Consider the following 24,809-nt stretch of genomic DNA (forward strand, 5'->3'; position numbering starts at 1 on the left):
CTTTCTTTTTAATTCTCTTTTCTCTTGGTAGTAGCGCTTGTCGACATATCTAAGCAGTAGCCATAAGACAAGCGCAGCAACAATGCCAATCAGGTATCCTTTCCCGTACATACTATGTGCGACCCGCTGCTGGCCAGATTGATACTCTGTTCAACCAATCTGGTCTTTTTCAAAGCTGGATATTTAGTAGGTAAAATAGGGTCGGAGAGAACTCCAGGCGGTCCATACGAGCCGCTGGACAGTTCTATTCACACCGTTGGTTTGCATATAAAAGTTCCATTGGCCGGCTATAGCAAGGCAGTTGCTCGATTTAGCCGTGCATTTAGTATGGTTAAAGAAGAACTGGTATTGTTTGGAGTAACAGCTCTGATCTTGCTTTATTTGTCATCTGTAGGTATCTATTATTTTGAGAGCGCTGCTCAGCCGGAACAATTTAAATCTATCTTTCACAGTTTGTGGTGGGCAGTTACAACCTTAACCACTGTGGGTTATGGTGACATGTATCCAGTTACTCTCGGTGGGAGAATATTTACTTTCTTTGTGCCTTTGATTGGTTTGGGGGTGGTTGCAATTCCGACAGGTCTTGTCGCTTCTGCCTTATCTAAAGCCCGGATTGAGGATGTAGAAAACGATTAGTAACAAGCGCTATTAGGCTATGGCCTCTTCGTCTGTGAGGCCATCCCAGGATATTTAATTGAACTCAACCGCTTTACTATTGATAAAGAGCTGGGTATCAACGGGTGTTGCACTGGAAACGGTTTGAAGTGACATACAGGCCTGCCGGCAACAATGCATAAATTTTACAAGTTCTTCTTCTGGCTCATCACTTTCAACAATCAAATGTATTTCCACTCTGTCCCCCTTGCCAAAGACTTCTTTCGGTTTGATACCCCCAAAATTCAAAGTGGTTGAGAACTCAGTTTTTTGCTCTAGCCTTACACTTTTTAATTTGATCCCGCCAAGTTTAGCCAGCATTTCGATGTGAGACATCATGCAAAGGGCTAGTCCTGCAGAGAAGTACATAATTGGAGATGGGGCGCTGCCTCTACCGCCGACGGCTGTGCCTTCATCACAGATAAGCTCCCATGTTCCACCATTAGGAACGTTGGAAAATATGGTGGCTTTTTTTAGGTGATGCCCCTCAGGCATTTGTTCGACATTAATATGAGCGTGAAACTTCAGCAGCTCGCCTTGTTTCACCTTATCGAGGTGAGGGGGAGGGAAGGTTACTTGGTGTGCATCCTCGTCCAACTTGCGAACGATGGTAGAACTCGACATTTCCCATTGAATTGGGTCCATTTTGAGGCTCCTCTGTTTTTGTGTCTCGACTGGAGGGTCGAGTAGAGTTGATTTGTGCACCCCTACGGAGTTGGGTGGCAACAGCTTTAACAAAGGAGGTTAGGGTGAGAAGGGCTATATCCCCACTTGTGCCTTAAGAGTACTGGCTCTTTAGTCCAGTAGGGGGAGCGCTGTAAAGAGCGCGAGTTCATGCGCGTAGGCCAGCGCATCATTCTTGGAGTGGAAGGCCTGCGCCTGGATACTATTGCTACCGTTATTTTGGCGGGGGACCAACATTACCTGCCAGCTGGAGTGGCTACTTTTACGGTCTGTGGTATGGGATGAGTAGGAGACAACCTTAACCCCCTTGAACGCCGCTAGCGATTGCCTCTCGGTCCAGCTATGCCAGAGGGCTTGTCTCTTGGAAACATAGCTTTTTGATTCTCCATCGATGTAATGTGTTGCCCGAAAGGAGAATGTGATTACCGCGAGAAGAGTGCAGAGAGCGGTGGCCAGCCAGGAGATGGTGGAGCCTCCATCGAGAGCAAAACTTAGGCTGACAAGTAGCCAGGTCAGAGTAAACCCACCAAAGATATAGATTGGTACTTTGTTGGACTGCAGTTCCATATGTGCTGCTTTCCTATTTCCCATAAATGTAAAATTAGGTGCCAGATTTCGACCTCAGTTAGTAAGCCGCTTATTTTTATTTAGCTGATTGAAGGAAGCATACGACAGCTATCTGTTACGGCAGGGCAAAAGTACTCTTTTTGTAGGGTCTTTATCAAGTGGATAGCGTAATTTGTAGGGAGATCAAGCTGTGGCGGTTATCTTTTCGGTAGGAAAGAGGCCCGCTATGGGCCTCTCCAGGGGGAGGTCTAAGGGGAGCGTACTTTAAGGGGCTCGCGTAGCTGTTCGGCCATGCCTAACAGCAGGGACTCGGTAGTTTCCCAATCAATACATTTATCGGTTACCGAAACGCCATACTCCATATCGCTCAGGTTTGGCAGAATTTTCTGGTTGCCGGCTTTCAGGTTACTTTCCACCATAATGCCAATAATCGACTGATTGCCATCGAGGATTTGGTGAGTCACATTGTCGACCACCAGGGGCTGTAATTCGTGGTTTTTATTGGAGTTGGCATGACTGCAGTCGACCATAATGTTTGGCACGATATTGGACTTACGCAGCTCCTGCTCGCACATTGCAACACTCACTGAATCGTAATTTGGCTTGTCATTGCCCCCGCGAAGTACAACGTGACCGTATGGGTTGCCTGCGGTGTGGATAATCGCAACTTGACCGTGCTTATTGATGCCGAGGAAACGATGGGGGTTGGCGACCGATTGCAGGGCATTGATAGCCACCTCCAGGCCACCATCGGTACCATTCTTGAAGCCCACGGCAGAGGAGAGGCCGCTGGCCATTTCCCGGTGAGTCTGTGACTCTGTGGTTCGCGCGCCAATGGCAGACCATGAAATTAGGTCCTGCAGGTACTGAGGGGAGATTGGGTCTAGTGCTTCTGTTGCAGTAGGCAGTCCTAGCTCGGCAACATCCAATAGCAGCTTGCGGCCAATATGCAGCCCCTCCTCAATCTTGAAGGAGTCGTTCAAGTGAGGGTCGTTGATCAAGCCCTTCCAGCCAACAGTGGTGCGGGGCTTCTCAAAATAGACGCGCATTACAATTAGCAGGGTATCGGAAACCTTGTCCGCAATCGCCTTCAAGCGCTTAGCATAATCCATTGCGGCGTTCACATCGTGAACGGAGCATGGCCCGATTACCACCATCAGACGGTGGTCTTTGCGATCTAGAATGTCGCGCACGGCGGCGCGTCCTCCAGCGACAGTCGCCTCGGCGGCATCGCTAATGGGGAGTTCTGCTTTCAGCGTCTCCGGGCTGATCAGAACTTCCTGGGAGACAACATTTAAGTCGTCGAACTGCTGTGTGGTCATGGCGTCTTCTGGTTTCTCTATTCCTTAGTGCCGCGCTGCACCTGCAGGCGGAGTACCTATCCTACTTTGCCATCAAGAATAGGGCGAGGGTTTCATTTGCAACCAAATAATTGGACTTGGTTTGGGATGTTCATTTGTATTCACCCTTTAACAGTTTGGCACTTTCAAAGCGGTTGAGGTGGCTCTGCTGGGGCGGGCTGAGTGATGCGGGGTGCTACTTATCCATCGGTGAGTAGGTCTTCTGGCGTGTTTAGAGAGGCTTGATGTTACGAAAGAAATACGGATAACTGACACTGCAATGGCCTGCTGCCATGATATAGAGATCCCTTTAGACAGGGAATCCTTTCCAGGCGCTATTGGAACAATATATGAGTACGCTCAAAGTTCCGCAAAAGAAATTGTTGGAACAAGATTCCTGATCAATAATTTTTGTCAGTCACCAGCGGGGGTGGTAAACGGGGGGTCTCTATCCAATGAAGGAGTTTGGTTTAACTGATGCGGGGCTTTTATTTCAACATAGCGAAGGCTATCTCCTAACACTAGGGATCATGGTATTCAATTAATTGTGACATGTGCAAGGGGAGATGTCAGTTTAGACTAAATAATTGTATTTGATGAAGGCTTGTTTAATACGGATATTTCATTGTGAGGTGACTATTTAGAGCAGATGAAGTTATGGCGAGCTACATAGCTGTGTTTTTTGAGTAAAAAGTAAGAGCTCATGTGCAGTGCTTTCTTATGGATTGTTTATGATAAAGGCTTGTACTAAAAAAGGTCGTTTTACGTAACGATTTCTGAGTTACCACAACGGTAAGATATACGGTGGATTGAATTTTTGTGTGGACTGGCCTTTTGGATTTACCTGTTAAAAATTAGTGCGGATTTTTTTGCGTATCTATACAGAATATAATAAGCAGGGTATTCGAGGCTATGGTGTTCTGAGGAAGCATGCTTCCGTCTAGGCTTAAGCACAACCGATAGTAGTTTAGATGAGCATTCCCATACTGAATTACACGTAGATCCTAGCCCTTTGTTTGATATCTTAAAGTGAGCTTTCATATTCATTAATATCAAGAATCGGTCGCGGGAGGAGGGTCGTGTCGTTGAGTCGATACAGCTGTGAACAGTGTCATGACTACGGGTAATGCAAGAGAGAGGAACCCCCAAATTTTATATCCAATAGTGCCAAGAATTACACCAGTTATAAACCCCATAATTACCCCCAAATAGTACTTAGCTCTACGAGAAGCCTTAGGGTAGGGCGGAGCGTTCGTGCTTTTGTCAACACGATAGTTATCCAGCATTTCGAAAGCAGCAGCGAAAAGATTAGTAGAGTTTCCTGTCATAAAGTGTGTAGGCGCCTTCTTATTAAGTACCCTGAAGAATATTGTACTGTGAAGAGACATGGTTGCAATTGCAAAAAAAGAGATGATGAAGGTATTTGCAGCATAGGGAGATGAAAGTTTTCCTATATAGCTGCCACTGACAAAAAATAGTAGCATTAGTCCACTCTCTAAAAATAGCATGATAGTTGCTGGGTTTCTCTTTTGTAAATGTAATCTTCTGATGAAATAAATCCAAAATATTTGAAGAAGGATAAAGGCGAAGAGGATAAAAGTTTTTGTGATGTAGTTTGGATTGTTGCTTGCAAAATCGGTGATGGCGAGAACAATTGTGCCGGTAATAAAAGTTGTAAAGCTTCCGAATAAACCCAAAATGCATACAGCTTCAGAAAAGCCGGCAACTAATGCCAGGGTGTACTCTATATTTGTCTCTTTATTGGACCTTTGATTCATGGCGTATAATCTACCCTATACTGTGATAGCTTATCTAATTGACTATTTGGTATTTAGATGATTATGAATGATAGTTTATCTTGATTTTGGATAATAAACGTTACTGGAAAGAGAGCCTCAGTTATCAGAGATATAATCCAAAGTATTACCATTCGGTAGTGGTCTTGAATTCGCTTGCCATGAAACGATTGCGGAAGGTTTGAAAGCTGACGTTTAATTTATCCGCTCACTCATTTAGACAGGGTGGCTAATGCAAATGCTAGCGGCCTCATTCAACCATATTTCCCATAGAGTACTGGCTTTAACGATGTAACAGGCGAGCAGGTTAGATTTGTGACGGGTTGCTTGGATAGTAGACCAAGAATGAGTCGAGCTGGGCAGTCACCGAAAGGGTTCTTTGTGGGGCTGCAAGTGATTTGCTTGTAATATTAAGAATTGCAGCTATTACTTGAGGTCAATTTATAGCCCCTAAATCACTAGATTAGCGCTGGTAACTTTGTCTATTCGCTTGTTTATTGATGAGTTTTCTCAAATTTCAACAGATTAAAGTTATCTACTTAATCGAGCAATTGCCGAGCAGTTGCTCATGAGCGATGTTAATTTTATAGATTTCTGTGATATAGCAAGCGAATATTGAAGGGCAGTCGCATAGTTTGGTTATGTTTGCTGAATTGGAGCACATGGTCTCATATTCACATCCAGGCCAGATCCTTTGCTTGAAAAATCACTTTAAGATCAAAGAATAAATCAAAGAACTGGTTCACGGCATTTGTTTTTATATCTCTCTAAAATTTCTGGTTAATTTCAGCTCTTTAAATGACTACTAATGTTTATAAATGCTAATGAAAATCTTCAATCAAAAAAAATATTGAAGGCTCCGCTTTTACTACTATTGAGTGCACTACTTTTTGGCTGTGGGGGAGGTAGTAGTAACGATGAGACGACACCGCAAGAGAACACTGGCGGTGATAACTCGGGCGGTGGAAATTCGGGTGGGGGAGTGGTAGATACCCCGGATGAAGGTGATGATTCTAACACTTTACCCATTGCCAATGATCAGTTGGTACAGATGGCCGCACACGGCCGACTTGCAAAATCTATATTTCTTGCTGCGTATGATGAAGATCTGGATTCTCTAGAATATTCTATTCAGTCGGAGCCGGCGCATGGCACTTTAACAGGAAGTGGGCGTCGCTGGGAGTACCTCCCTGCAACAGACTTTACGGGTACTGATAGCTTCTCATATCTAGCGTCAGATAGTAGTGGTGCTAGTAATATTGCGACAGTTACTATTGAAGTTGCGGCAAATGATTGTGCCAGCGATTTCCTGGATGGACCAGCTGACAGCCTTCTGGTGCATGTTCCGTCTCACTTGGAATTCCGTGATGTAGCGGGTGGAAATTCTGTGATTGTTGAGGGCACTGCGCTAACAGAAAGTGCATCTTCGGATCCAGATGTAGAAGGGCGCACAATGTTTGTCAGTCGCAACGACTTTAATAATGCAGACATGACGGTGGCTCTTCCTGAGAAAGATGGCCTCGCGCATTTTAGCTTGTCTTTTAAGTTCATCCCGGATAGTACTGAAGGCGATGAAGTGATGGTGAGATCAATTGCTGATCCTAATGGTGATAATAACTCCGGCAGCTTTTATATAGGCATCAGTGATGATGTTGTTGTAGGGCAATTGGGTGGCCAAGACAGCCAGCAGTTTTCTAACGCAGAAAGTACTTTAAAAACCCGTAGCTGTAATCATGTCGCAGTTACGGTGGACAATGGCACGTTAACCGTGTACGTAAACGGTGAAGCTTCTTCTTCGATATCTGTTGATGGTGATAGCTATCCTTACTTGGGCGACATGCTGCAATTTGGGCCCTTTGCGGGAAAAATCTGGGATGCGCGACTCTATGAGCGTGTGCTGACATACGATGAAGTCATGGACCTGGGTGGCAGTAAGTGCAATGAATCCATGATTGCTACCAGCCCCTATGATGGTTACAACAACTATCTTTGTTCAACGTACCAGTGCCAATGGTGGTCGGATGATACCGACAAAACCATGGCTAATTTTGAGCATTATATTGTGGCTCAAGAGCGGGTATGGGAAAGGAATATCTTTGAAGCCGGCATGTATGGAAAAGGCGAGCTTTGCACTTACTTCAGTGATGAAGGTTCCACCCGTGATTTAGAACTCAATGACTCAATCAGTAATACGTTCGTTAAGAATTACACCCTGGAGGATAACCCGCTTACCCAATCTAACGCTCAGCACTGGATGCATGAGAACTTCCACTCCTATCAGGGTAAGCTAAACAGGGTTACAGGTGAGTCCAGTGGTAAGTACACCCTGGAATCCTCCGCAAGCTGGGGCGCGGATCACAATATCCCGGGCGTTAAAGATAGCTTGCTGGGTTACTACACCCTCCACCCACATATTACCCTTTGGGCCATTCAAGACTCTCCCGTCGATCACCAATATGGTTATGACTTTAAAGGTGGGCATCAATACGGCGCTTATATTTTCTGGTCTTGGCTGACTAATTATGCTGTGAGTAAGGACCTGATGGGGGGGGTATTCCGTGACTCCAGGGATGGACTTAACGACCTGGAAGCAGCCGATGCTTATCTAACAGCCCAAGGGCACGACATGAAGGCCCTGTTTGCAGATTTTGCCGCACAAATCACGACCTGGGATATGGTTGAGAGTGAGGCCTACCAGGTGTCGGAGGCGGCCTCTTTGAGTCGAATGTTGAGTGAGCACCCTGATGCCAGCACCCACGATAATAAGTACACTCAAACATTTGACCAGGAAGGGACGGGTAACAGCTGGACTGATATGGATACCGGTTTTGTACCAGGCTCTTGGGCTTTTAATGCCTTTAAGGTAGAAGGTATTACTGAAGACAGTAACTACACCATTGCGGTTAGGGTTGATGCTGAAAATAACCCAGCTCATGCGGACTTCCGTGGTCGTGCAGTGGTTTACAACCCATCTACCGGCTCTCGTAGTTATTATCCATTTGATATTGATAGCTCCGGGGAAGATTCAAGTACCGTAGTACCGGTACCTGCCAATCATGAACTCTATGCTCTCGTAGTCACAACTCCTGACACCTTCAGGGATTTTGAGTTTTATGATTATGATTTTGCTATCTATCCATCTGGTGGCGACGTAAATACCGATCCAGTGGGTGATACTTCAGATGAGGATGTTGTAAAAGTTGTGGTTATGGCAGGCCAGTCCAATATGGAAGGCAACAACACCCGGTTAGATCGCTTGCAAGAGCTGATTTGCCATGCCAATGCAGATTACACCTACGGCGATGTCGACTGTGGTTCTACGGCGATTAGTGATGACCAGATAACAGAGCAGTTTATCAATAATAGTGATTCGCTAGCCGATTATAACCAGAGACTTAGCGATGATAACGAAGATCCTGTGGTGCAGAAGCTCGGGCAATTCCTCTGCCGTGCAGGCAGTCTCGACTCTCATACAGGTGAAACCTGTGATAGCCGTAACTTTGATCTGACTGACCGACTCTTTGCCACCATTAGTAGATATTACTTCTCCTCTAGCGAAGGCTCCTATGGGTACAACTACGATGCCTGGATGCAAATGAGTACTGCTATGGAGGTAGCTGAGATTTATGCTGATGGCCACCTGGACGCAGCTCTTGAAGGTACACGAGACGATATTACTGTACTGCAGTATCAGGGTTCATTGAATGATACCGGTTCTCTCTCCTTCTCTGAGCGCCATGGTGAATTGTTCCCCAATTATGGCGTGTCTACTAACCGCTATGGACCAGAGCTCACTTTAGGGCACTACCTCGGTGAAGAGACTGAGAACGATCTGTTACTTTTAAAAGTGGTTCAGGGTGGTACTGACCTGAGAGTTGACTGGAAGGTCCCTGGCTGCCATGACTCCGCCGCTAATGAGTGGACCCAAGATGAGGAAAATCAGGAGTCTCTTTACACTGCGATGTTGGAGAAGATTGAGGCCTTGCGCGACCCTGAAGTCTTGGCTGGTTACTTTCCGCAGTATGAAAATAAGTCGATTGAAATCGATAGTTTTATCTGGTTCCAGGGTTGGAATGATGGAGGGCAAAGTGTAAATGAAAGCAACTATGAGGCGAATTTGACCTGTCTGGTGAGTGGCCTACGGGAAGCGCTAAATGATTATGACTTGCCCATTGTTATTGCTAAAAGCCACTATGGTGATGCCAGTGGAGCTATCCAGTCTGCCCAACAGTCTGTTGCAGACAACCTCTATAATGTTGAGGCTCATGAAACAGATGATCTCTCAGGTTATTACCATTTTGATCCAGCGGCGCATTTAGCGATAGGTAAGCGCATGAAGGAAGAGAGAGATAACTTGCGCTGATTAAAAATCATACTCGATAGCAAGTGCGTAGATAAGGCCTCCCCGCTGAAAGTCTTATCTACGCTCACCTAGCCCACAAAGCCAAAAAACCAGTATTATCCCTTCCGTTTATCTTGTCAGATTTTTCAAACCATACTGTATCTCGCTCTAATAGCATGATATCAATAGCGCTATACTCAAGTAGTTAATTTGCCCCATCAAAAGGTGCGTACTTCAGCGTTTGAGATAGGCGTTATATTGATTACCTGTGTCTTCAAAATTACTTTTGCTGAAAAAAATATGTGAAGGGAATATTGATATCGGAAGAGGTGTAGCCTTTGGGTTTTAAGTTTAGTTACTCTAAGGTGAGTATCGATAGTAGTGCGTATCATAAGGGACCGCCACGATTATAAGTAGCAGATTAATTCTAATAGATAGAAGTTTAGTAATATGAAAACCTTGCCTAAACATATAGGTATAGTTGGATGCTCCGCAGAAGGGGCCGCCCTTTGCTACAGAACAATATGTACTGAAAGCCCCAAAATTTTGGGGGAGTATGCGCACCCGGAAATCTCCATGCATACTCACTCTTTGGCAGACTATGTAAATCGATTGAATAATAGCGATTTATTGGGTGTTGGTGACCTAATGCTTTCTTCAGCTAAAAAGCTCAAAGCGCAGGGTGCTGATTTCTTAATTTGTCCAGATAATACCATTCATCAGGCGTTTGAGTATGTAAAAGAATTATCACCGCTACCTTGGCTCCATATTGCTGAAGTTGTAGCAGAGAGTGCGAAATCTCGCGGTTATCAAAAGCTTGGTATTTTAGGCACCAAATGGCTGGTGGAAAGTGATGTTTACCCAAAGAAAATTGAAGGGCAGAACCTTGGTTGGCTGCGACCTACAAATGAGCAGGTACACAATATAGACAGCTTAATTATGGAAGAATTGGTCTGTGGTGTCTCAGCGCCAGATTCAGTAACTTACTTTCAAGAGGTAATTCAAAGTTTGAAGGCTAATGGTTGTGATGCCGTTATACTTGGGTGTACAGAAATACCACTAATAATTAGTGACTCCAACTCCCCTCTGCCTACCTTGAACTCCAATCATTTATTGGCGGAGGCAGCAATTAGGTTGGCTGTTGGATGTGCAGAATATTCCTAGTAAGCGCAATAGTGGGTGCTCGATCGGCATTTATCATATATAAAGCGAAGCTCTAATGTATGGATTTGGATGGCAGCAAAGCAAAAAACCATTTCACGGATAGGTTAGTATGGCTTTTGCTGCTGCCTGTATGGAAAATACAGCGGAAGTATCATACTTATCTTAAGCTGTTTTGCCGCAAAGTATTCAGTTTCAGTTGCTATCTTAACACCTGCCTTAACACACCAAGGTAGTTATCGGCCAGCTCTACATCATCATAGTACCCGCGAGCCTTAAGAAACTTATGGAGTGCCCTTAAGTTATAGGTGGGCACACCCATAAAAGCGTGATGCTCACAATGGTAGCTTAATCCATCGGTGGGGCTGACAAAGAGTAATCCTAAAATTCCCCTTGGAACCGATCGTGTATTATATTTTGGTTCCAGATGATAGAGATCTTTAACCCCGGCATGCTCAGCGATTTGACGCATTCGAATGATGGCCATATAGACTGTAAAGTAGGCTATTACCCATAGGATATACAACTGCGGAAAGCCAGAGGCCCACAACGCCGCAAACATGATACCGTTAACAAACAGGCCCCGTGTCAACTGATAATTAACTCTCTTATTTCTGCTCAACAAATCTCGACCGCTTAAAAAAAGATATAGGTTTGCCTTTAAACCAGTGATTCCCAAAAAATCTCTAATGAATTTTCTCGCTAGACTCCTTTTACTTACAGGATAGTCTTTGTAGTTCTTCAGATCCGGATCTTTATCTGTGCCAGCATTTCGATGATGTTTTAGATGGCTCTTAATATAGGTATCACCATCCATCAATAAAAATGGTGAAGATAACCACTTGGCAACGAATTTATTATAGGCCCGGGTTGCGAAAAGCGTTTTATGACTGGCTTCATGCATGATTGCAGCTAAGGCCTGTTGACGCCCAGCAAGCAAGAATACTGCTGCAATATATACGTACCAATACGGTAATAGTGCTGCAATAACAAAAATACTAACGATGCCAATCCAAGCGCTTGCTACTATCCACCAAGCTCTGGCATCACTACGTTGCAGAAAAGGCTTTAGTTCTTCTTTGCTAATTGGGATATTCATTGAGGAGTACCTTGTTGTGATTATTAGTCAACACCTAACTTCTTCAACTGTTCCAGCCAAATGTTACGGCCAACACGATCGTACTTACGCACGATATTCTTCAATTCTTGGTACTTCTCTTGCGGTCTTATTATCTTTGGGAGTAGAGGATCAATCGCTAGGCGATGAATGGCCTCACCACCCAACCGGCATGTTTCTGATAATGTTGTATAAATAGGTTTATTTGACAGAGTCTTAAGGCTGTTCTCAAGGGACCGTACGAGATCGTTATATTCGCTATCAAGCCTTCCGATATCCCATAGCTGGTGAGCCCATTGAGAGACTAATGAATCGGGAACCTCATGCAATACAAAACAGTTCGCTCCTACCTCAAGTCCAAGAGTATCTAATGAAGCGATTATTTCAGAATGGGCGAGTTTTAGATTGTTGGGTCGTACCCACAGGTGGTCGAGGCCTACGGAAAAACCATACCATTGGAGAACCGATAATGACTTTCTACGAACCGTACGTGATATTCCTTTAGGTAAGTGACAAGTAAGCCAACTACCATCCCAAGTTTCATAATGAAAAGTATCATGTTGCCAGCGGTTGATAAAAGCACGTTTGGCGATCGCTTTTTCTGTTAAACGGTACACCCCCCGCCCATCATGGCTGACCAATTCGGTACTTACCAATCTATTTAATGTTACTCGTAGACTATTGATAGAAATGTCAAATGCATCAGATATAAAGCTGAGCTGACTGGTTCCAAGCTCGTGTCGCTTGTTAACGCCCATCAGGTCCAGTAGGACATTTTTAGGGGTAGGCTCATACGTAAACTGATACATAATGATTTTACTGACAATAATCCTGGTATTTGTTCTAAGTGATATTACAGAGTAGAGCACAACTTGCAAGACATTGTAATCTTTGGGTTAAACAAATAGACGCTTAAATCCACGGTAATGCCATCTTCTGCTATCCGATATCCTTATCATCGTGATAGAAATCTATGGGGGAGGATTATATTGAAGTGCTTGATAAGCTCTCTGTGCGAGGATGAGATGATAATTTCAAGCTTTGTTGCTAAGGCAGTTAAAGTTGTAGATGTTAATAGCTAACACAGGTGTAACTTGTACAAATTATGTGTTCTAGAAATTCTAACAGAAGCAATTTTGTGTATTACTTTAACAATATCCTTAAAGCAAATGCCTAAGAATAGGTGCTTTTTAGCACTATCTAGCAGTTTAATAGTTGCTGTTGATATAATGATCGATAGAGGAATCCCATAGTAATAAGGGAATGCTATGTATACCTCTAGATTGTCTTTTCGTTAGATTGATAACTGTTCTTTTTTGTGGGTCGGGAAGGGACTGGATATGTCAGTTGCTATATGCCACTAAAAGGTATTTCTATAGTTCGGCATCCTTTAATCTAGGGGGAAATATATGGTTGCTTGACTTGTTAACAATTTTCTGTATTTGGGTAACATTTGTTTGTCCAGTTTAGGTTAAAATGCTTGGAAGTCTTATAAAAAGTGGTGGTAGAACATGAGTGAAATATCAAAGTTCGGAGTCGTAATATATGCAAGAGATATACAGGGTCTCTCCGAGTTCTATCTAAAAATGTTTGATTTTCATGTGCTATATAAAACAGATAAGTTAATTAGTATAGGTAAAGATGGATTTAATATTGTTGTACATGACCCGCCCATAGAGCTCCCTGAGCGAAATTTCAACACAATTAAACTATTTGTCATGGTGGAATGTCTTGAAGATGCAAAGAATAAGGCTGAGGCACTTGGGGGCAGGGCTATGGAAGGTGAGTGGTCAAATCCAATTTTCAAGGTTTGTAACGTAGCTGACCCTGAGGGGAATCACATTCAGCTTAGGGAAGCTAAATCTTAGTAATAAAGTCAGTTATTATCTATATTGGTGAAGCATGACCTTCATTGATGTTGCTTGGTGGCGAGTATATGTTTCTTTACAGTTTTATATTTTAAAGTTTGATTTCCAAAGTAACTCTTCAATGTGGTGCGTAATAGTGAGTTGGAGGATAGGTGGATTTAATATTAAAAGATATAATTTCTTTATCATGTAAGGCTCTGCAGGAGGAGGATCAGTATCTTCAGGAGTCACTTTCCAATAATTCTTGCTACTCGTGTGACCAAGCTGGGATTCTAAAAATAAATAATGAGAGATATTATCAGTTCATCATTGCCAGGTACCTTTTTAGATGCTTCGCTAGAAGGGTTCAGGTCGAATATGACTTAATTGATCTTGTTGTTTTCCGGGAAGATGTGCCATCAGAAATAGAAGTGGTGGTGGAAATGAAGAGGTGGATGAGCTCAACAGGTAGTTCTGAAATACCTAAAATTAGAAGTGACTTTGATAAATTAAGAAAATGTAGTCCGGCAAAAGGACTGGCTCTAATAATGTCCTCTAATCCAAAGGGCGTATCAATTAAAGATAATATACAGTATCTTTCTGATGAGCTAGATAGAAATTTAGATTCAGACCTATGGGTATATGAGTCGTTCGATACAATAGGTATAAATGGTGAAGAAAATGTATTTTGGGTGGCCGGTTATAACCCTGCTTATTGATAAGAGTCAGTTGTAAAAAGACATGATTGTTTTCTATAATTTATTATTTGAGTAATTCTTCTAGCTTAAAATCGTTTATTGTATATAGACTTTTTTATTTTAGATAGTGTTTATTTTGTGGTCGTCAATCATTCGTGTAGTTAAGTTGAATTTAGATGGTTCGTAACCAGTTGGATGGAGATTAATATGATCTATCCTGCTTGTTGGTTGTAAACTAGTCATAACTCTCAATAGAGGCAGTCTTCAATCAGGTAGGCGAGAAAAAAATTTTCAAACTTGCTGGCAGAGTATAGGTTGGCTCTACTGACCTTTAGTGGTTGAAGCACATTTAATGCAATAAGCTACTATGATTGGATGCTAATTACTTGAGCGAGAAAAGGAGAAGTTGGTATGGACGCTGCTTCAGTTAAATTCCCAACGCATTCTGAGCTTCAGAAAGTGCTTAAAGATATTGTAAGCGAAAAAAATGGTGGATTTAACTTTAATATGTGGGCAACTATCGTTGACAGGGATGGTGTCGTTAAATTAGTTGCATTTTCAGGCAAGGACCGAGGTGATCAATGGCCTGGGAGCAGAGTTATTTCAGCGCAAAAGGCAAACACGGCGAATGCTTTCAGTCTTCCCGACCTATCACTATCAACGGCCAACCTTTTTTCGGCTGTACAGCCTGGTGGTAGTTTATATGGCTTACAGCATAGCAATCCAGTTGATACAAATGTCGCTTATGGTGGTTCATCAAATCAAATTGGCACAGAAGATGACCCGATGGTGGGTAAAAAGATCGGAGGAATTAATGTATTTGGTGGTGGCTTAGCTCTGTATAATAAGGATGGAAAGCTTATCGGTGCTCTAGGGGTTAGCGGTGATAGTTCATGTGCAGATCATAATATCGCATGGAAATTGCGCCACAACCTCCAGCTAGATTATGTGCCTTCAGGAGTTAGCCCCAATAAGGATGACAATATTGTCTATGATATTGTTGATGGCGTTAGCGCCAGTGGTTGGGGGCATCCCGCATGTTCTCCCGAATCAGTTGATATAGCGACAAGCTTCTCTAAAATTTATTCGGTTAGAACAAAAAAGTAATTTAGTTTCCAGTAAGAGTAGTATTCTACACTACCCCAATAATGATAATGGCAAGCCGAACGAGGTTTTTATAGATCTGTCCTTATTTGATAATGCCCAACAAGGTAAAGGCTATGGCCCAAAAACTATGAGACTTCAGTGTGAGGAAGTCGAAAAAGTGAAAATTTCTAACCCTGTATCCCGTTGCTACGTAGCAATCCATGCTTTTATTAAGAAACTTTTGAGCGATTTAATTTTTAAGTTGTAGATCGAGACGAGTTTGATGAGTCAATAATGGAATTGCATTATGTTCAGCCAGTTCTGTGGGTCTTTGTCTACGCTGTTTTCTTTTATATATCCCCCTTCACGAAGAACGAGTAGGGGGATATAAAGCTCTACCTTTGCAATTGTGATCATAACTTAAACATTAAGTTTTTTATTTACTGGCAGATTGCGAATTCTGGTTCCTGTTGCTGTAAATATCGCGTTGGTCAATGCAGGGGCTACGGGTGGCACACCAGGCTCACCAACGCCTGCTGGAGCAGAATTGGCACTCACTACCGTTACCGAAATATCAGGGCACTGCCCCATACGAAGTACAGGGTAATCATGGAAGTTGGACTGCTTAACCTTTCCATCTTCAAAGGCTATCTCTCCCATCATCGCCAAGCTTAAGCCAAAAATCACCGCGCCTTCGGTTTGTGAGACAACTCTATCAGGGTTAACAACAAGTCCAGCATCAATGGCTGCAATTGCTTGCAGTACCTTAAGGTTTGTGTTTTCTACCTCCACCAGAATCGCTATAGCCACATAGCTATTGAAGCTTCGATGAACGGCAAAGCCCCAGCCTTGATTTGACTGGTTAGGTGCAAATTCAGCCATATTCCTTTCAACAATATCAATTACCTGATGGTAGCGACCAACATCGACTGGGTGACGTGATAGATCCTCTCCGTAGTTTCCGTATTTGAACTGTTGACCGGAAAAGTCGATATGCCTAGGTTGGCCCAACATTTCTTTCCACATCTTTGGGCATGATACTTTGGCATTGTGTGCCAGTTCATCCACGAAACTACTAATACCAAAGGCGTGCTGAATATTACTCACTGAGCGCATCCAGCCGATACGGGTATGCGCCAATGCTTTAACCGCTTCACAACGATGACTTGGCACAATAAATGGAATGTCGACAAAGCCAAGGTCCAGTTCTCCAGCTGAGGGGTACTCCACGTTCTCGGCAAAGGTAGTGCTAATAGATGGAAAAGCGGTACGTTGTAGTATTGCCGTTGGCATTTGATCGCTATCAAGTTTTGCTTGATAAAATTGGGCACTAATTGCGTGCATGTAGCCGTTTTGGATATCGTCCTCGCGGCTCCAGCTAACTTTAACCGGCCGTCCAAGCTTTTTAGACAATAGTGCCGCTTCCACACTAAAGTCAGGCTTTGACTTCCTTCCAAAGCCGCCCCCTAATAGCGTGACGTTAACTTTCACTTGTTCGTCATTGAGCCCGAGGTTTGCTGCTACATTTTGCTGTGTACTTTGCGGTGTTTGTGTTGATGCCCAGATTTCACAGCCATTTGGTGTAACTGAAGCTACAGCAGCAGGAGCTTCCATCGGTGCGTGGGCCAAATAGGGCACTGTGTATATGGCTTGCTGGGTAGAGTCCTCCGGCCAATCGGTGTTTTCAACTCCTTGTTGGCGAACTAATTTACCAGGCTCCTTGACCCCCTGAATTAACGACTCCATGAAACTTGTGCTGCTGTGGCTATCATTCTTACTGGCAGTCCAAGTTATTTCTAATGCTTTACGCCCTTGCAAGGCACTCCAGGTGTTAGTAGCAATAACTGCTACACCACCTAAAACTTGAAACTTAGGTGGTCCTTCGGGCACAGGTAATTGAATCACATCCAAAACCCCGGGAACCTTGCGAGCCAGGGTATCATCTAAACTTTCTACATCACTACCGAGAACCGGGGGCCTGCTTATACTGGCATACAGCATGCCATCTATTTGAATGTCGTAGCCATATCTAGCTCTTCCGGATAGCATATTATCCATGTCGACAATCTTGTGAGATTTGCCGATATGTTTAAAGTCCTTGTTTTCCTTCAGTTTCACGCGGTTCAATTCTGGTATGGGAAGTTTCGCAGCAGCAACTGCTAGCTCTCCATAACTAAAGCTTCTGCCCGACTTTACATGCACAACTTTATGATTCCTGGCTTCCACTTCTCCGACAGGCACTTGCCATGAGTCTGCTGCAGCTTGTTCCAGCATGGTCCGAGCTATTGCCCCCATTTGTCGCATTTTGTCATAATGCTTACGAATACTGCGTGACCCATCGGTATTCTGGCTTCCATAGCGCTTATCGGCTAACCCTTGAACCACAACGACATGTTGCCAATCAGCCTCAAGCTCATCAGCGAGTATCTGAGGTATCCCGGTTCTAATACCTTGGCCCATCTCTGAACGATGACAGGTAAGATAGACTTTATTGTCTTCGCCAACAGCAACAAACAGGTTTAACCTCGGCTCCTTTCCTTGTGCTATAGCCATCGGACTCCAGCTTATCCCACTTGCACCTAAAGCTAAGCCCCCGCCAGTTGCTCCAAATAGTTTAAGTACATCCCGGCGGCTGAAATTTTTTACAGCTGTAAAGCTACTCATTATTAAGTTCTCTTTTTAGCGGTGTCTTGAATAGCAGCTCGAATTCGTGTGTAGGTACCACAACGGCAAATATTTCCAGCAATGGCAGAGTTAATCTCTTCATCACTTGGTGATGGGTTTTGGGTCAATAGCGCGGCAGCAGTCATAAGCTGGCCAGACTGACAATAGCCACATTGTGGAACGTTATTGTCGCTCCATGCTTGCTTCAATTCAGCAAATTGCAGCCCCTCGATGGTAGTTACTTTCTTGCCTTTGGCTTGCGAAACCGTCGTTAAACATGCTCGCGTCGGCGTTCCGTCCAAGTGGATTGTGCAAGCTCCACACAATCCAGCACCGCAACCATATTTAGTGCCTGTTAATCCAAGCAAATCTCTGATTGCCCACAAAAGTGGCATCTCTGGTGCAACATCTAGTGCGTAACTTTCGTCGTTGATGGTTAAGGTTAACTTCTTATCTGACATTACCCGCTCCTTGATAATCCCGCTAGTAATTGCGTATCGATGGCGAAATCGCTTCTTTTCGTTAACTGGTTATGACTTGGAAATCTGACTATCGCAGAGCTAGTTTTACGGAAGTACTTATGTAAATTGATACTCTCACTAAAAACTGAAAATAAGCCCTAACTGATATTTTCCACAATCATTTGTTGCCATTTTTCTATATCAGCTCTACGATCTATATCTACGGCGACACCCTCGATCTCAACAATTGATAAAGCATCAAGATTAGATTTCTTTTTCAATAAGTGCTTTGCGCCCGTATCGCCTGTGAGAGATGCGAGATCAGTAAAATCTGAGGAGTTAAATACTGCAGGTACGCCAAAACTATTTTGATATTGGGCGCAGCAAGTTTGCCCATATGACTGCCACACAGTAATTAATTTTTGATAATCATCCAAAGTTACGCCTATGTGATCAGCCAAGGCAATTAGCAAACCATCTACCTTAAGGGCCTCGGCTTCGATAACTGCTTCTTTAATAGAGCTTGCAATACCACTTTGCCAGTTAGTGTTAAATCGTCGGTTCACATCGGAAGACAACAAATTAGCCAGCTTCTCTTGATGCGCTCCCAGAACTACCAATAACTCTACTTTTAGCCCGGTTGATGTTTTTGTGTTTAGGCTGGTTAGTTTATCAAGCGTTTGCAACAGCAGAGGCTGACTCTTAATCTTCCCATTTGAGTCAATCACATCTACTGTTGCTTGTAATTTTATACCATTAAATCTACGACTTTCTCCGGCAGCAAGCAATGCTACCAGTATCCGTTTTGAAGGTCGTCTAGCTGTCTCCCGGATAAATTTATTCACGTTGCGACCTTGTCTAGGGGTAACAATCTAGCTTGATGCAATACTCCGTGACATTGAGCCAGGATGCTCAAAGCAATGGACTCAGGTAGCTCACCACCTAATGCTAAACCTGCCGGTGCGGAAAAGACACCATAGAAATCACTTACTTTTATCCCCGCTCTATCAAGAACTTTATCACGTCTATGTGGAGGGCCGAGCAGCGCAACATAGTGTAGCTTCGTCAGGCTTACGGCTTGTAACGCCTTCGCATCCAAGTCCAAGTTGTGGTGCATCACAATCGCCGCATCAAACTGATTCAGCAGCGATGTAGTCAGCTGTGAATAGGGTTTCTTTAGAATACTTGCACCAGGGAAATCGTAATGACGGGCAAAACTTGCGCGTTCATCAATCACCGTAATGTGCCAGCCTAGTTCTTGAGCAATTTTGACTACTGGCTGAGCATCTAACCCGCCACCAAAAACAGCAATATGGAAGCGGGGTAGGCAGGGAATAATTAATCTCGGATGCAGAGCATCTGCTTTTCCATTTTGTAGTGATAGGGTAGCTTTGGTAGTGCTATCAATCTGGTAGCCCATTGCTTCTGGGGCAATAACTCTCGCAACAAGATCTCTTGAATTGGTATTTTGAATAGGTAACTCCAGTTCGTAGAAAGCGGAGTTTCCCGAGTTCAAATATTCTAAAAGGCAATGAAACTGAAGATATTGGTTTCTATGCGTTAGGGGAAATAAAAATAGCTCTACAATGCCGCCACAGCCTAATTGATAGCTAGCATCCGACTCATCACTGGCATCGTAAATCACTTTAATCGAAGTATCATACTGAATAGCGCGTTGAGCGTATCGTTTTAAATCAGCCTCTAAGCAACCACCACTGACTAGGCCAATACTCTTACCTAGTGGGTGAAACAACATCATCGCTCCCGCCTTACGATAAGCTGAGCCCTGAACTTTGGTGATTACGGCTAGTACCCAATCATCCTCAGGCGATGCTTGCCATTCACTTAATAGGGCTTCAATATGGTGCGACATAACTCTGTGCTCGAATACATGAAAAATGACCTACAAACCTACTTGGAACCCAGTAAACTGTAAAACACCACAATTTAGCGATACTCCAAGAATGTGAATAAAATGCAAGGTCGTTCCCAGAAAAAGCGGCAGCTGTGCTGTTAAGTGCGATAGTCGGAAATTGATGCGTGCTTTCGTCTAATAATGGGCTGCTTCTATAAGGGTAGATTCTGAGGCGAGGCAGTGGAGTTTTGTCCTAAATGGCTCTTATTGGATTATTTTCTATTTTGGCTGCTTCTGAAACAGTGGTACCAGCTCACTAGATTGTTCTGAGTCGAATCAGTAACCTATTTCCTAGTGATATTTTGGGTAAGGAAAGGCTTAGTGCGTAGAGGTTCTTGTAATTGATCTTTGGTAGAAGAGTAAAGCAAGGCAAAAGGGTAATAGATGTAGAATGGAAAATTAGATATTAAGCTGCTAGTGCTGGGAAGCCATTGGTTACATCAATATTTATAAGGTTCACTAAACGTTCGTATTGTAATGCCAGGAAAATTTCGAGATCCGTATGAAATTCTATCGATAGCCGGTCTTGTTTAAGCGATAAGTAGTGTTTGATTCAAAGATTGTAACAGATAAGGTTAGTGTACGGTGAATTTTAAGTCCGTTTAGTTGTGTTTTGTGGTGTGCCATATAAAGATAAATTGATAAGGATGATTATGAATGCCAAGTCGATTCTCAATTTTCTCATCGCAGGTATCATATTATTTGGTGTTTCAATTTTTGCTGAGAATAGCGGTATTCTAAAGCATGGAGTATTAAAGGTGTGGAATTATCTATTTCGCCGTATCGTGAAGTTCTTGGTTTGAGTTATGTAGTTAATGGGGAGTAATTGTGAAATTTACACAGAGTTTATTAGTTAAGTATTGCCTTGTTTTATTGTTCCTTTTCTACAGTGCGGTAGCTCTGGCACAGAACAATAAAATAGATTATTTGGACATTTTGATTCTTGATGGAAAAATTATCGATGGTTCAGGTAATCCATGGATAAAGCAAGATATTGGAGTGGTCGATGACAAGATAGTCTTTGTAGGGAATGCTGATAGTCTTAGGAGCAAGGCTAAATTAACCATTAATGCTGAGGGGTTATATGTTACTCCTGGGTTTATTGACATGCATAGCCATGCAGATCTCAATGATCCGCAGGGTAAAAAAATGTTACCGCAGATCTTTCAGGGTGTTACCTCGGTAATTGTTGGTGTAGATGGATTTGGGAAAAATGATGTTCTAAAGCAATATAAAATCGATAAGGGGGGAAGAGAAAGGCTCAGTGATACCGGCGTCAATATAGGAACTTACGTTGGTTTCAATCAGGCTCGCTTGAACGTTATGGGGATGAATGATAGACCTGCCAGCAATGAAGAGCGTTCAAAAATTACGCACTATCTTGAAAGTGGTATGCAGCAAGGTGCTTTTGGGGTCTCAACGGGTCTTTTTTACCGACCGGCTTCTTATGCCTCAACAAAAGAAGTGATTGAATCCCTGTCATTCTTAAATAAGTATAAAGCTATTTATGATACCCATGATAGGGATTTGGGGGCAGTTCTAAACGGTATAGGATACGATGCTTCTGTTGCTGAAGCTATCAAAATTGGTTCAGCAATAGATGCAAGAATTATCTTTAGCCATTTTACTCCACAGGGTAAGCATAACGACGGACGAGCTGACGTAGGGATAGATTTGATCAATAATGCCAGGGCGGATGGTGCTCAGGTATTTGCTGCACAACATCCATATACTGCAACGCAGAGTTCTGTAGTGGTCTAATCCTTCCGGACACTTCGCTAAGATGGTAAAACTACCAGGCGAGGTGAAGTATGACAACAAAAGGTACACGTCGGCATTTCAAGCCGGAATTTAAGAAAGACGCCGTAGCGCTAGTCTCTGAGCAAGGGTATTCAATTCCTAAAGCAGCAGAGGCTGTAGGAACAACAGCCAATAACCTGCGACGCTGGATAAAGGAACTGAAGCAGGAAGAAGACGGTGTGAGGTTGGATGTAGGCGAGCGCGCAGAATTAGAGCGATTACGACGTGAAAATAAGCAGTTGCGGATGGAGAAAGAAATCCTAAAAAAGGCCAGCGCCTTCTTTGCGAAAGAAATGAAATAAAGTACAGCTTTATTGAAAAACAGCAAGGCAGCTTTCCTGTTAGGGTGCTCTGCCGGGTAATGCAGGTAAGTAATACTAGTTATTACGATTGGTGTTGCCGTGGTAATAGCTCAATAGATGCTCAAACATGGCAACTATGCCATCGTTTGAAGGCCCTATTTGCAGAATCTAGACAGAGTCTCGGAAGTCGTCGGTTAATGAAGCTGTTACGTAAAGAAGGCTTTGAAGTCGGGCGCTATCGAGTCCGCAAGCTCATGAAAAAGCTAGGCTTGGCAGTAAAGCGCAAGAAGCGATTTACACTGACGACAGACAGTAAACATCACCTGCCTGTCGCAGAGAACCTTCTGAATAGGGAGTTCTCACCGAGTGCTAAAAATCAAGTTTGGACGACTGATATTACATATATTTGGACTTCGCAGGGCTGGCTGTACTTGGCGGTAGTGATTGATCTCTATTCGCGCCGGATTGTTGGTTGGCATCTAGATCGCAAGATGGAAACGGCCCTGATAACTCGTGCGTTGATGATGGCTGTCAATTTGCGTACGCCCCCAAAAGGTCTCCTGCATCACTCTGATCGTGGCAGTCAGTATGCCAGCCATACCTACCAAATGTTATTGAGTCAGCAGGGGATGGTGTGTTCAATGAGCCGTAAGGGAAATTGTTGGGACAACGCACCGACTGAACGTTTCTTCAGCAGCCTGAAGCGGGAGTGGTTAACGGGAAACCTCTATCCGACAAGGGAGGATGCGGTAGCAGATGTAAGAGCCTATATTGCTTATTACAACTCACGCAGAATACATACAACACTGGGAGATCTAGCCCCTATCGAATTTGAGGAATGTGCTTAAAGAAGTGTCCGGCTGGAGTTGACCACAACAGTTCATTGCTGGCTTATACTATTCCAGACTGGGCTTTAGCTGGAGGAATGACATCTTTACTTGAACGCTTACAAAGTAAAAATCTCTTAAATCGTTTGCATTCAGAACATAGGCAGATGCTTGACATTCGTGGTGGCCCGGAAAAATTATTATTTACTGATAATAATAAAGACCTCAATGGAAAAACGTTAGCACAAGTATCCAAGGAATTAAATCTAACATCTTTAGATACTGTACTTCATATTGCTAAGGAGCAAAGAGATGCTTCTGTGATGAATCTTGAATTATATGATATGGACAATATTCGCTTATTAGCAACACAGGAATGGATGATGACGAGCTCGGATGGAGGCTCACACGCTGTGCCAGGCCAGCGTGCACATCCTAGAACATTTGGAGCGTTTGCTAAGAAGATAAGGCAGTTTGTTGTTGATGAATCTCTGATTTCTTTATCATTCTTGATTAGGGGGATGACAGCATTGCCCGCGAGTTTCTTAGGCATTCAGGATCGGGGGCGATTGGCTCCTGGATATTATGCCGATATTGCTATCTTTGATTTGGATCAGGTCAATGATCGAGCAACTTACGAAGATCCGCAGCAGTTCGCAGAAGGCTTTATTCATGTATTAGTTAATGGCGAGTTGGCCTTGTACCACGGTGAGATAAAGAGTACAGATTTAGGACAGGTTTTACTTAGGCACCAGCCGCTAGTGAATGAAATGCCAACCGCACTACAAGTTAAAGAAAGTCTCTTAGGTGCTTTTGGAGGGAAGGATTCATTACATAAGATTGAATCTTTAACATCTACAATAGAGTTATCATCAGAAAGCAAGCCGTTGCGTACAAAAATTCAATATTTAAATTTCTTGAATGAATCCATCGCCGAATATTCAGATCGTGAAAATGTAATTCACTTTGGAGTAGAAGGTCAATACGAACTATTTCAAGGTGGCAATTCAATTGACCCTGAGTCAGCTGCCTATATTAGCTTAAATAAGAAGGATAATTTGCTTCAGGGATTATGGCTTAATTTCCTTTATTTTCTACGTGACCCATCGATGGAAGTGCAGGGTCCATTTGATGTGCCTGAGCACAGAAATGAAAGCTGGTGGAAGCTCGTCTCAGGGGGAAGGATTACCCCTTTACTTGGTATAGACCCTGATACTGGGTATATTAGAAAGGTACTTTATAAAAATGGTGTTTATGTTGAGGAGTTTGATTATAGAAGGGTTGAGTCAGGCGTCGTTTGGCCACATCAATTTAAAGTAATAAATAATGGTAAAGTTAGCCTGAGCGGTCGATACAGCACTCTAAAGATTAACTCAGGTTCAGGGCTTGTGGTATTACCATCTTGGTTTCCTGAGAATTAGTTTACTAGGGAAACACATTGCTACTCGCCTATTAATAGATAGTTGGCTACGGTTGGCCCGAGGGTGAGCCTTGCTTGTATTAATTCGGATTTTGATTGGCAGTGTGTTTTCTACAATAGTGGTAATT

The 24,809-nt window shown here is 43.3% G+C and carries 19 protein-coding genes; 9 read left to right on the forward strand and 10 right to left on the reverse strand.

From position 1 onward, the window contains the following. The first annotated feature begins 114 nt into the window (after positions 1 to 114). Positions 115 to 636 carry a potassium channel family protein gene (locus ACJJIZ_RS12220; protein ID WP_444913568.1) on the forward strand — a complete coding sequence of 174 codons (522 nt, stop codon included), beginning with the start codon at positions 115 to 117 and terminating at the stop codon, positions 634 to 636. A 54-nt stretch (positions 637 to 690) separates the two neighbouring features. Here the strand turns inward: ACJJIZ_RS12220 and ACJJIZ_RS12225 are convergent, their stop codons facing one another. From ACJJIZ_RS12225 to ACJJIZ_RS12240, 4 genes are all read right to left on the reverse strand, one after another. Continuing rightward, on the reverse strand, positions 691 to 1,299 hold the full coding sequence (locus tag ACJJIZ_RS12225; RefSeq protein ID WP_444913569.1) for an OsmC-related (seleno)protein: 609 nt from the start codon (positions 1,297 to 1,299) through the stop codon (positions 691 to 693). A 150-nt stretch (positions 1,300 to 1,449) separates the two neighbouring features. Next, positions 1,450 to 1,905, reverse strand: a complete 456-nt coding sequence (locus ACJJIZ_RS12230) for a hypothetical protein (protein WP_444913570.1) — start codon at positions 1,903 to 1,905, stop codon at positions 1,450 to 1,452. 248 nt (positions 1,906 to 2,153) lie between these two features. Continuing rightward, positions 2,154 to 3,227 carry a 3-deoxy-7-phosphoheptulonate synthase gene (locus ACJJIZ_RS12235; protein ID WP_444913571.1) on the reverse strand — a complete coding sequence of 358 codons (1,074 nt, stop codon included), beginning with the start codon at positions 3,225 to 3,227 and terminating at the stop codon, positions 2,154 to 2,156. A 1,070-nt stretch (positions 3,228 to 4,297) separates the two neighbouring features. Continuing rightward, entirely contained in the window at positions 4,298 to 5,023 is a 726-nt protein-coding gene (locus ACJJIZ_RS12240; RefSeq protein WP_444905493.1) for a YoaK family protein, read from the reverse strand. 892 nt (positions 5,024 to 5,915) lie between these two features. Here ACJJIZ_RS12240 and ACJJIZ_RS12245 point away from each other — a divergent pair. Both ACJJIZ_RS12245 and ACJJIZ_RS12250 read left to right on the forward strand, forming a co-directional pair. After that, the gene (locus ACJJIZ_RS12245) at positions 5,916 to 9,404 is read left to right on the forward strand and encodes a sialate O-acetylesterase (protein WP_444913572.1); all 3,489 of its coding nucleotides are present in this window, start codon (positions 5,916 to 5,918) and stop codon (positions 9,402 to 9,404) included. Positions 9,405 to 9,833: 429 nt separating this feature from the next. Next, positions 9,834 to 10,547 (forward strand): aspartate/glutamate racemase family protein, encoded by a 714-nt coding sequence (locus ACJJIZ_RS12250; protein ID WP_444913573.1) that lies wholly within the window; start codon positions 9,834 to 9,836, stop codon positions 10,545 to 10,547. Between the two features lie 199 nt (positions 10,548 to 10,746). On the opposite strand, the gene ACJJIZ_RS12255 is transcribed toward ACJJIZ_RS12250, so the two are convergent. Both ACJJIZ_RS12255 and ACJJIZ_RS12260 read right to left on the reverse strand, forming a co-directional pair. Next, entirely contained in the window at positions 10,747 to 11,643 is an 897-nt protein-coding gene (locus ACJJIZ_RS12255; RefSeq protein WP_444912877.1) for a fatty acid desaturase family protein, read from the reverse strand. Positions 11,644 to 11,666: 23 nt separating this feature from the next. Beyond that, positions 11,667 to 12,470: a hypothetical protein gene (locus ACJJIZ_RS12260; protein ID WP_444913574.1), complete on the reverse strand. Its 804-nt coding sequence runs from the start codon at positions 12,468 to 12,470 to the stop codon at positions 11,667 to 11,669. Positions 12,471 to 13,172: 702 nt separating this feature from the next. Here ACJJIZ_RS12260 and ACJJIZ_RS12265 point away from each other — a divergent pair. From ACJJIZ_RS12265 to ACJJIZ_RS12275, 3 genes are all read left to right on the forward strand, one after another. Further along, positions 13,173 to 13,529 (forward strand): VOC family protein, encoded by a 357-nt coding sequence (locus ACJJIZ_RS12265; RefSeq protein ID WP_444913575.1) that lies wholly within the window; start codon positions 13,173 to 13,175, stop codon positions 13,527 to 13,529. A gap of 152 nt (positions 13,530 to 13,681) precedes the next feature. Further along, positions 13,682 to 14,227, forward strand: a complete 546-nt coding sequence (locus tag ACJJIZ_RS12270) for a hypothetical protein (protein ID WP_444913576.1) — start codon at positions 13,682 to 13,684, stop codon at positions 14,225 to 14,227. Between the two features lie 390 nt (positions 14,228 to 14,617). Continuing rightward, entirely contained in the window at positions 14,618 to 15,313 is a 696-nt protein-coding gene (locus tag ACJJIZ_RS12275; protein WP_413665544.1) for a GlcG/HbpS family heme-binding protein, read from the forward strand. A gap of 399 nt (positions 15,314 to 15,712) precedes the next feature. Here ACJJIZ_RS12275 and ACJJIZ_RS12280 read toward each other — a convergent pair whose 3' ends face one another. The 4 genes from ACJJIZ_RS12280 to ACJJIZ_RS12295 form a co-directional block, all read right to left on the reverse strand. Next, positions 15,713 to 17,956 carry a xanthine dehydrogenase family protein molybdopterin-binding subunit gene (locus tag ACJJIZ_RS12280; RefSeq protein WP_444913577.1) on the reverse strand — a complete coding sequence of 748 codons (2,244 nt, stop codon included), beginning with the start codon at positions 17,954 to 17,956 and terminating at the stop codon, positions 15,713 to 15,715. 2 nt (positions 17,957 to 17,958) lie between these two features. After that, the gene (locus tag ACJJIZ_RS12285; protein ID WP_444913578.1) at positions 17,959 to 18,417 is read right to left on the reverse strand and encodes a (2Fe-2S)-binding protein; all 459 of its coding nucleotides are present in this window, start codon (positions 18,415 to 18,417) and stop codon (positions 17,959 to 17,961) included. A gap of 158 nt (positions 18,418 to 18,575) precedes the next feature. Further along, positions 18,576 to 19,262 carry a nucleotidyltransferase family protein gene (locus tag ACJJIZ_RS12290; RefSeq protein WP_444913579.1) on the reverse strand — a complete coding sequence of 229 codons (687 nt, stop codon included), beginning with the start codon at positions 19,260 to 19,262 and terminating at the stop codon, positions 18,576 to 18,578. Further along, positions 19,259 to 20,290: an XdhC family protein gene (locus ACJJIZ_RS12295; protein WP_444913580.1), complete on the reverse strand. Its 1,032-nt coding sequence runs from the start codon at positions 20,288 to 20,290 to the stop codon at positions 19,259 to 19,261. Before ACJJIZ_RS12295 ends, ACJJIZ_RS12290 begins: the two co-directional genes overlap by 4 nt. Before the next feature lie 870 nt (positions 20,291 to 21,160). Here ACJJIZ_RS12295 and ACJJIZ_RS12300 point away from each other — a divergent pair. The 3 genes from ACJJIZ_RS12300 to ACJJIZ_RS12310 all read left to right on the forward strand — a co-directional run bounded on the left by ACJJIZ_RS12300 (position 21,161) and on the right by ACJJIZ_RS12310 (position 24,682). After that, entirely contained in the window at positions 21,161 to 22,093 is a 933-nt protein-coding gene (locus tag ACJJIZ_RS12300) for an amidohydrolase family protein (RefSeq protein ID WP_444913581.1), read from the forward strand. 50 nt (positions 22,094 to 22,143) lie between these two features. After that, positions 22,144 to 23,282 (forward strand): IS3 family transposase gene (locus tag ACJJIZ_RS12305; RefSeq protein WP_444913582.1). Its coding sequence is split into 2 segments (ribosomal slippage): positions 22,144 to 22,393 and positions 22,393 to 23,282, totalling 1,140 coding nucleotides; the frame shifts between segments, so codons are not numbered across the junction. Next, complete coding sequence (locus tag ACJJIZ_RS12310) at positions 23,273 to 24,682, forward strand: amidohydrolase family protein (RefSeq protein ID WP_444913583.1); 1,410 nt, start codon at positions 23,273 to 23,275, stop codon at positions 24,680 to 24,682. Before ACJJIZ_RS12305 ends, ACJJIZ_RS12310 begins: the two co-directional genes overlap by 10 nt. Positions 24,683 to 24,809 lie beyond the last annotated feature (127 nt).

This window comes from Microbulbifer maximicatervae (SeqCode) (genome assembly GCF_052467225.1).

What these genes read in the sequence shown, in the direction of transcription:
- ACJJIZ_RS12265 (WP_444913575.1), top strand. Translation starts at nt 13,173, where the DNA reads ATGAGTGAAATATCAAAGTTCGGAGTCGTAATATATGCAAGAGATATA.
- ACJJIZ_RS12235 (WP_444913571.1), bottom strand. Translation starts at nt 3,227, where the DNA reads ATGACCACACAGCAGTTCGACGACTTAAATGTTGTCTCCCAGGAAGTT.
- ACJJIZ_RS12310 (WP_444913583.1), top strand. Translation starts at nt 23,273, where the DNA reads ATGTGCTTAAAGAAGTGTCCGGCTGGAGTTGACCACAACAGTTCATTG.
- ACJJIZ_RS12260 (WP_444913574.1), bottom strand. Translation starts at nt 12,470, where the DNA reads ATGTATCAGTTTACGTATGAGCCTACCCCTAAAAATGTCCTACTGGAC.
- ACJJIZ_RS12220 (WP_444913568.1), top strand. Translation starts at nt 115, where the DNA reads ATGTGCGACCCGCTGCTGGCCAGATTGATACTCTGTTCAACCAATCTG.
- ACJJIZ_RS12255 (WP_444912877.1), bottom strand. Translation starts at nt 11,643, where the DNA reads ATGAATATCCCAATTAGCAAAGAAGAACTAAAGCCTTTTCTGCAACGT.
- ACJJIZ_RS12250 (WP_444913573.1), top strand. Translation starts at nt 9,834, where the DNA reads ATGAAAACCTTGCCTAAACATATAGGTATAGTTGGATGCTCCGCAGAA.
- ACJJIZ_RS12295 (WP_444913580.1), bottom strand. Translation starts at nt 20,290, where the DNA reads ATGTCGCACCATATTGAAGCCCTATTAAGTGAATGGCAAGCATCGCCT.
- ACJJIZ_RS12230 (WP_444913570.1), bottom strand. Translation starts at nt 1,905, where the DNA reads ATGGAACTGCAGTCCAACAAAGTACCAATCTATATCTTTGGTGGGTTT.
- ACJJIZ_RS12225 (WP_444913569.1), bottom strand. Translation starts at nt 1,299, where the DNA reads ATGGACCCAATTCAATGGGAAATGTCGAGTTCTACCATCGTTCGCAAG.
- ACJJIZ_RS12275 (WP_413665544.1), top strand. Translation starts at nt 14,618, where the DNA reads ATGGACGCTGCTTCAGTTAAATTCCCAACGCATTCTGAGCTTCAGAAA.
- ACJJIZ_RS12240 (WP_444905493.1), bottom strand. Translation starts at nt 5,023, where the DNA reads ATGAATCAAAGGTCCAATAAAGAGACAAATATAGAGTACACCCTGGCA.
- ACJJIZ_RS12285 (WP_444913578.1), bottom strand. Translation starts at nt 18,417, where the DNA reads ATGTCAGATAAGAAGTTAACCTTAACCATCAACGACGAAAGTTACGCA.
- ACJJIZ_RS12280 (WP_444913577.1), bottom strand. Translation starts at nt 17,956, where the DNA reads ATGAGTAGCTTTACAGCTGTAAAAAATTTCAGCCGCCGGGATGTACTT.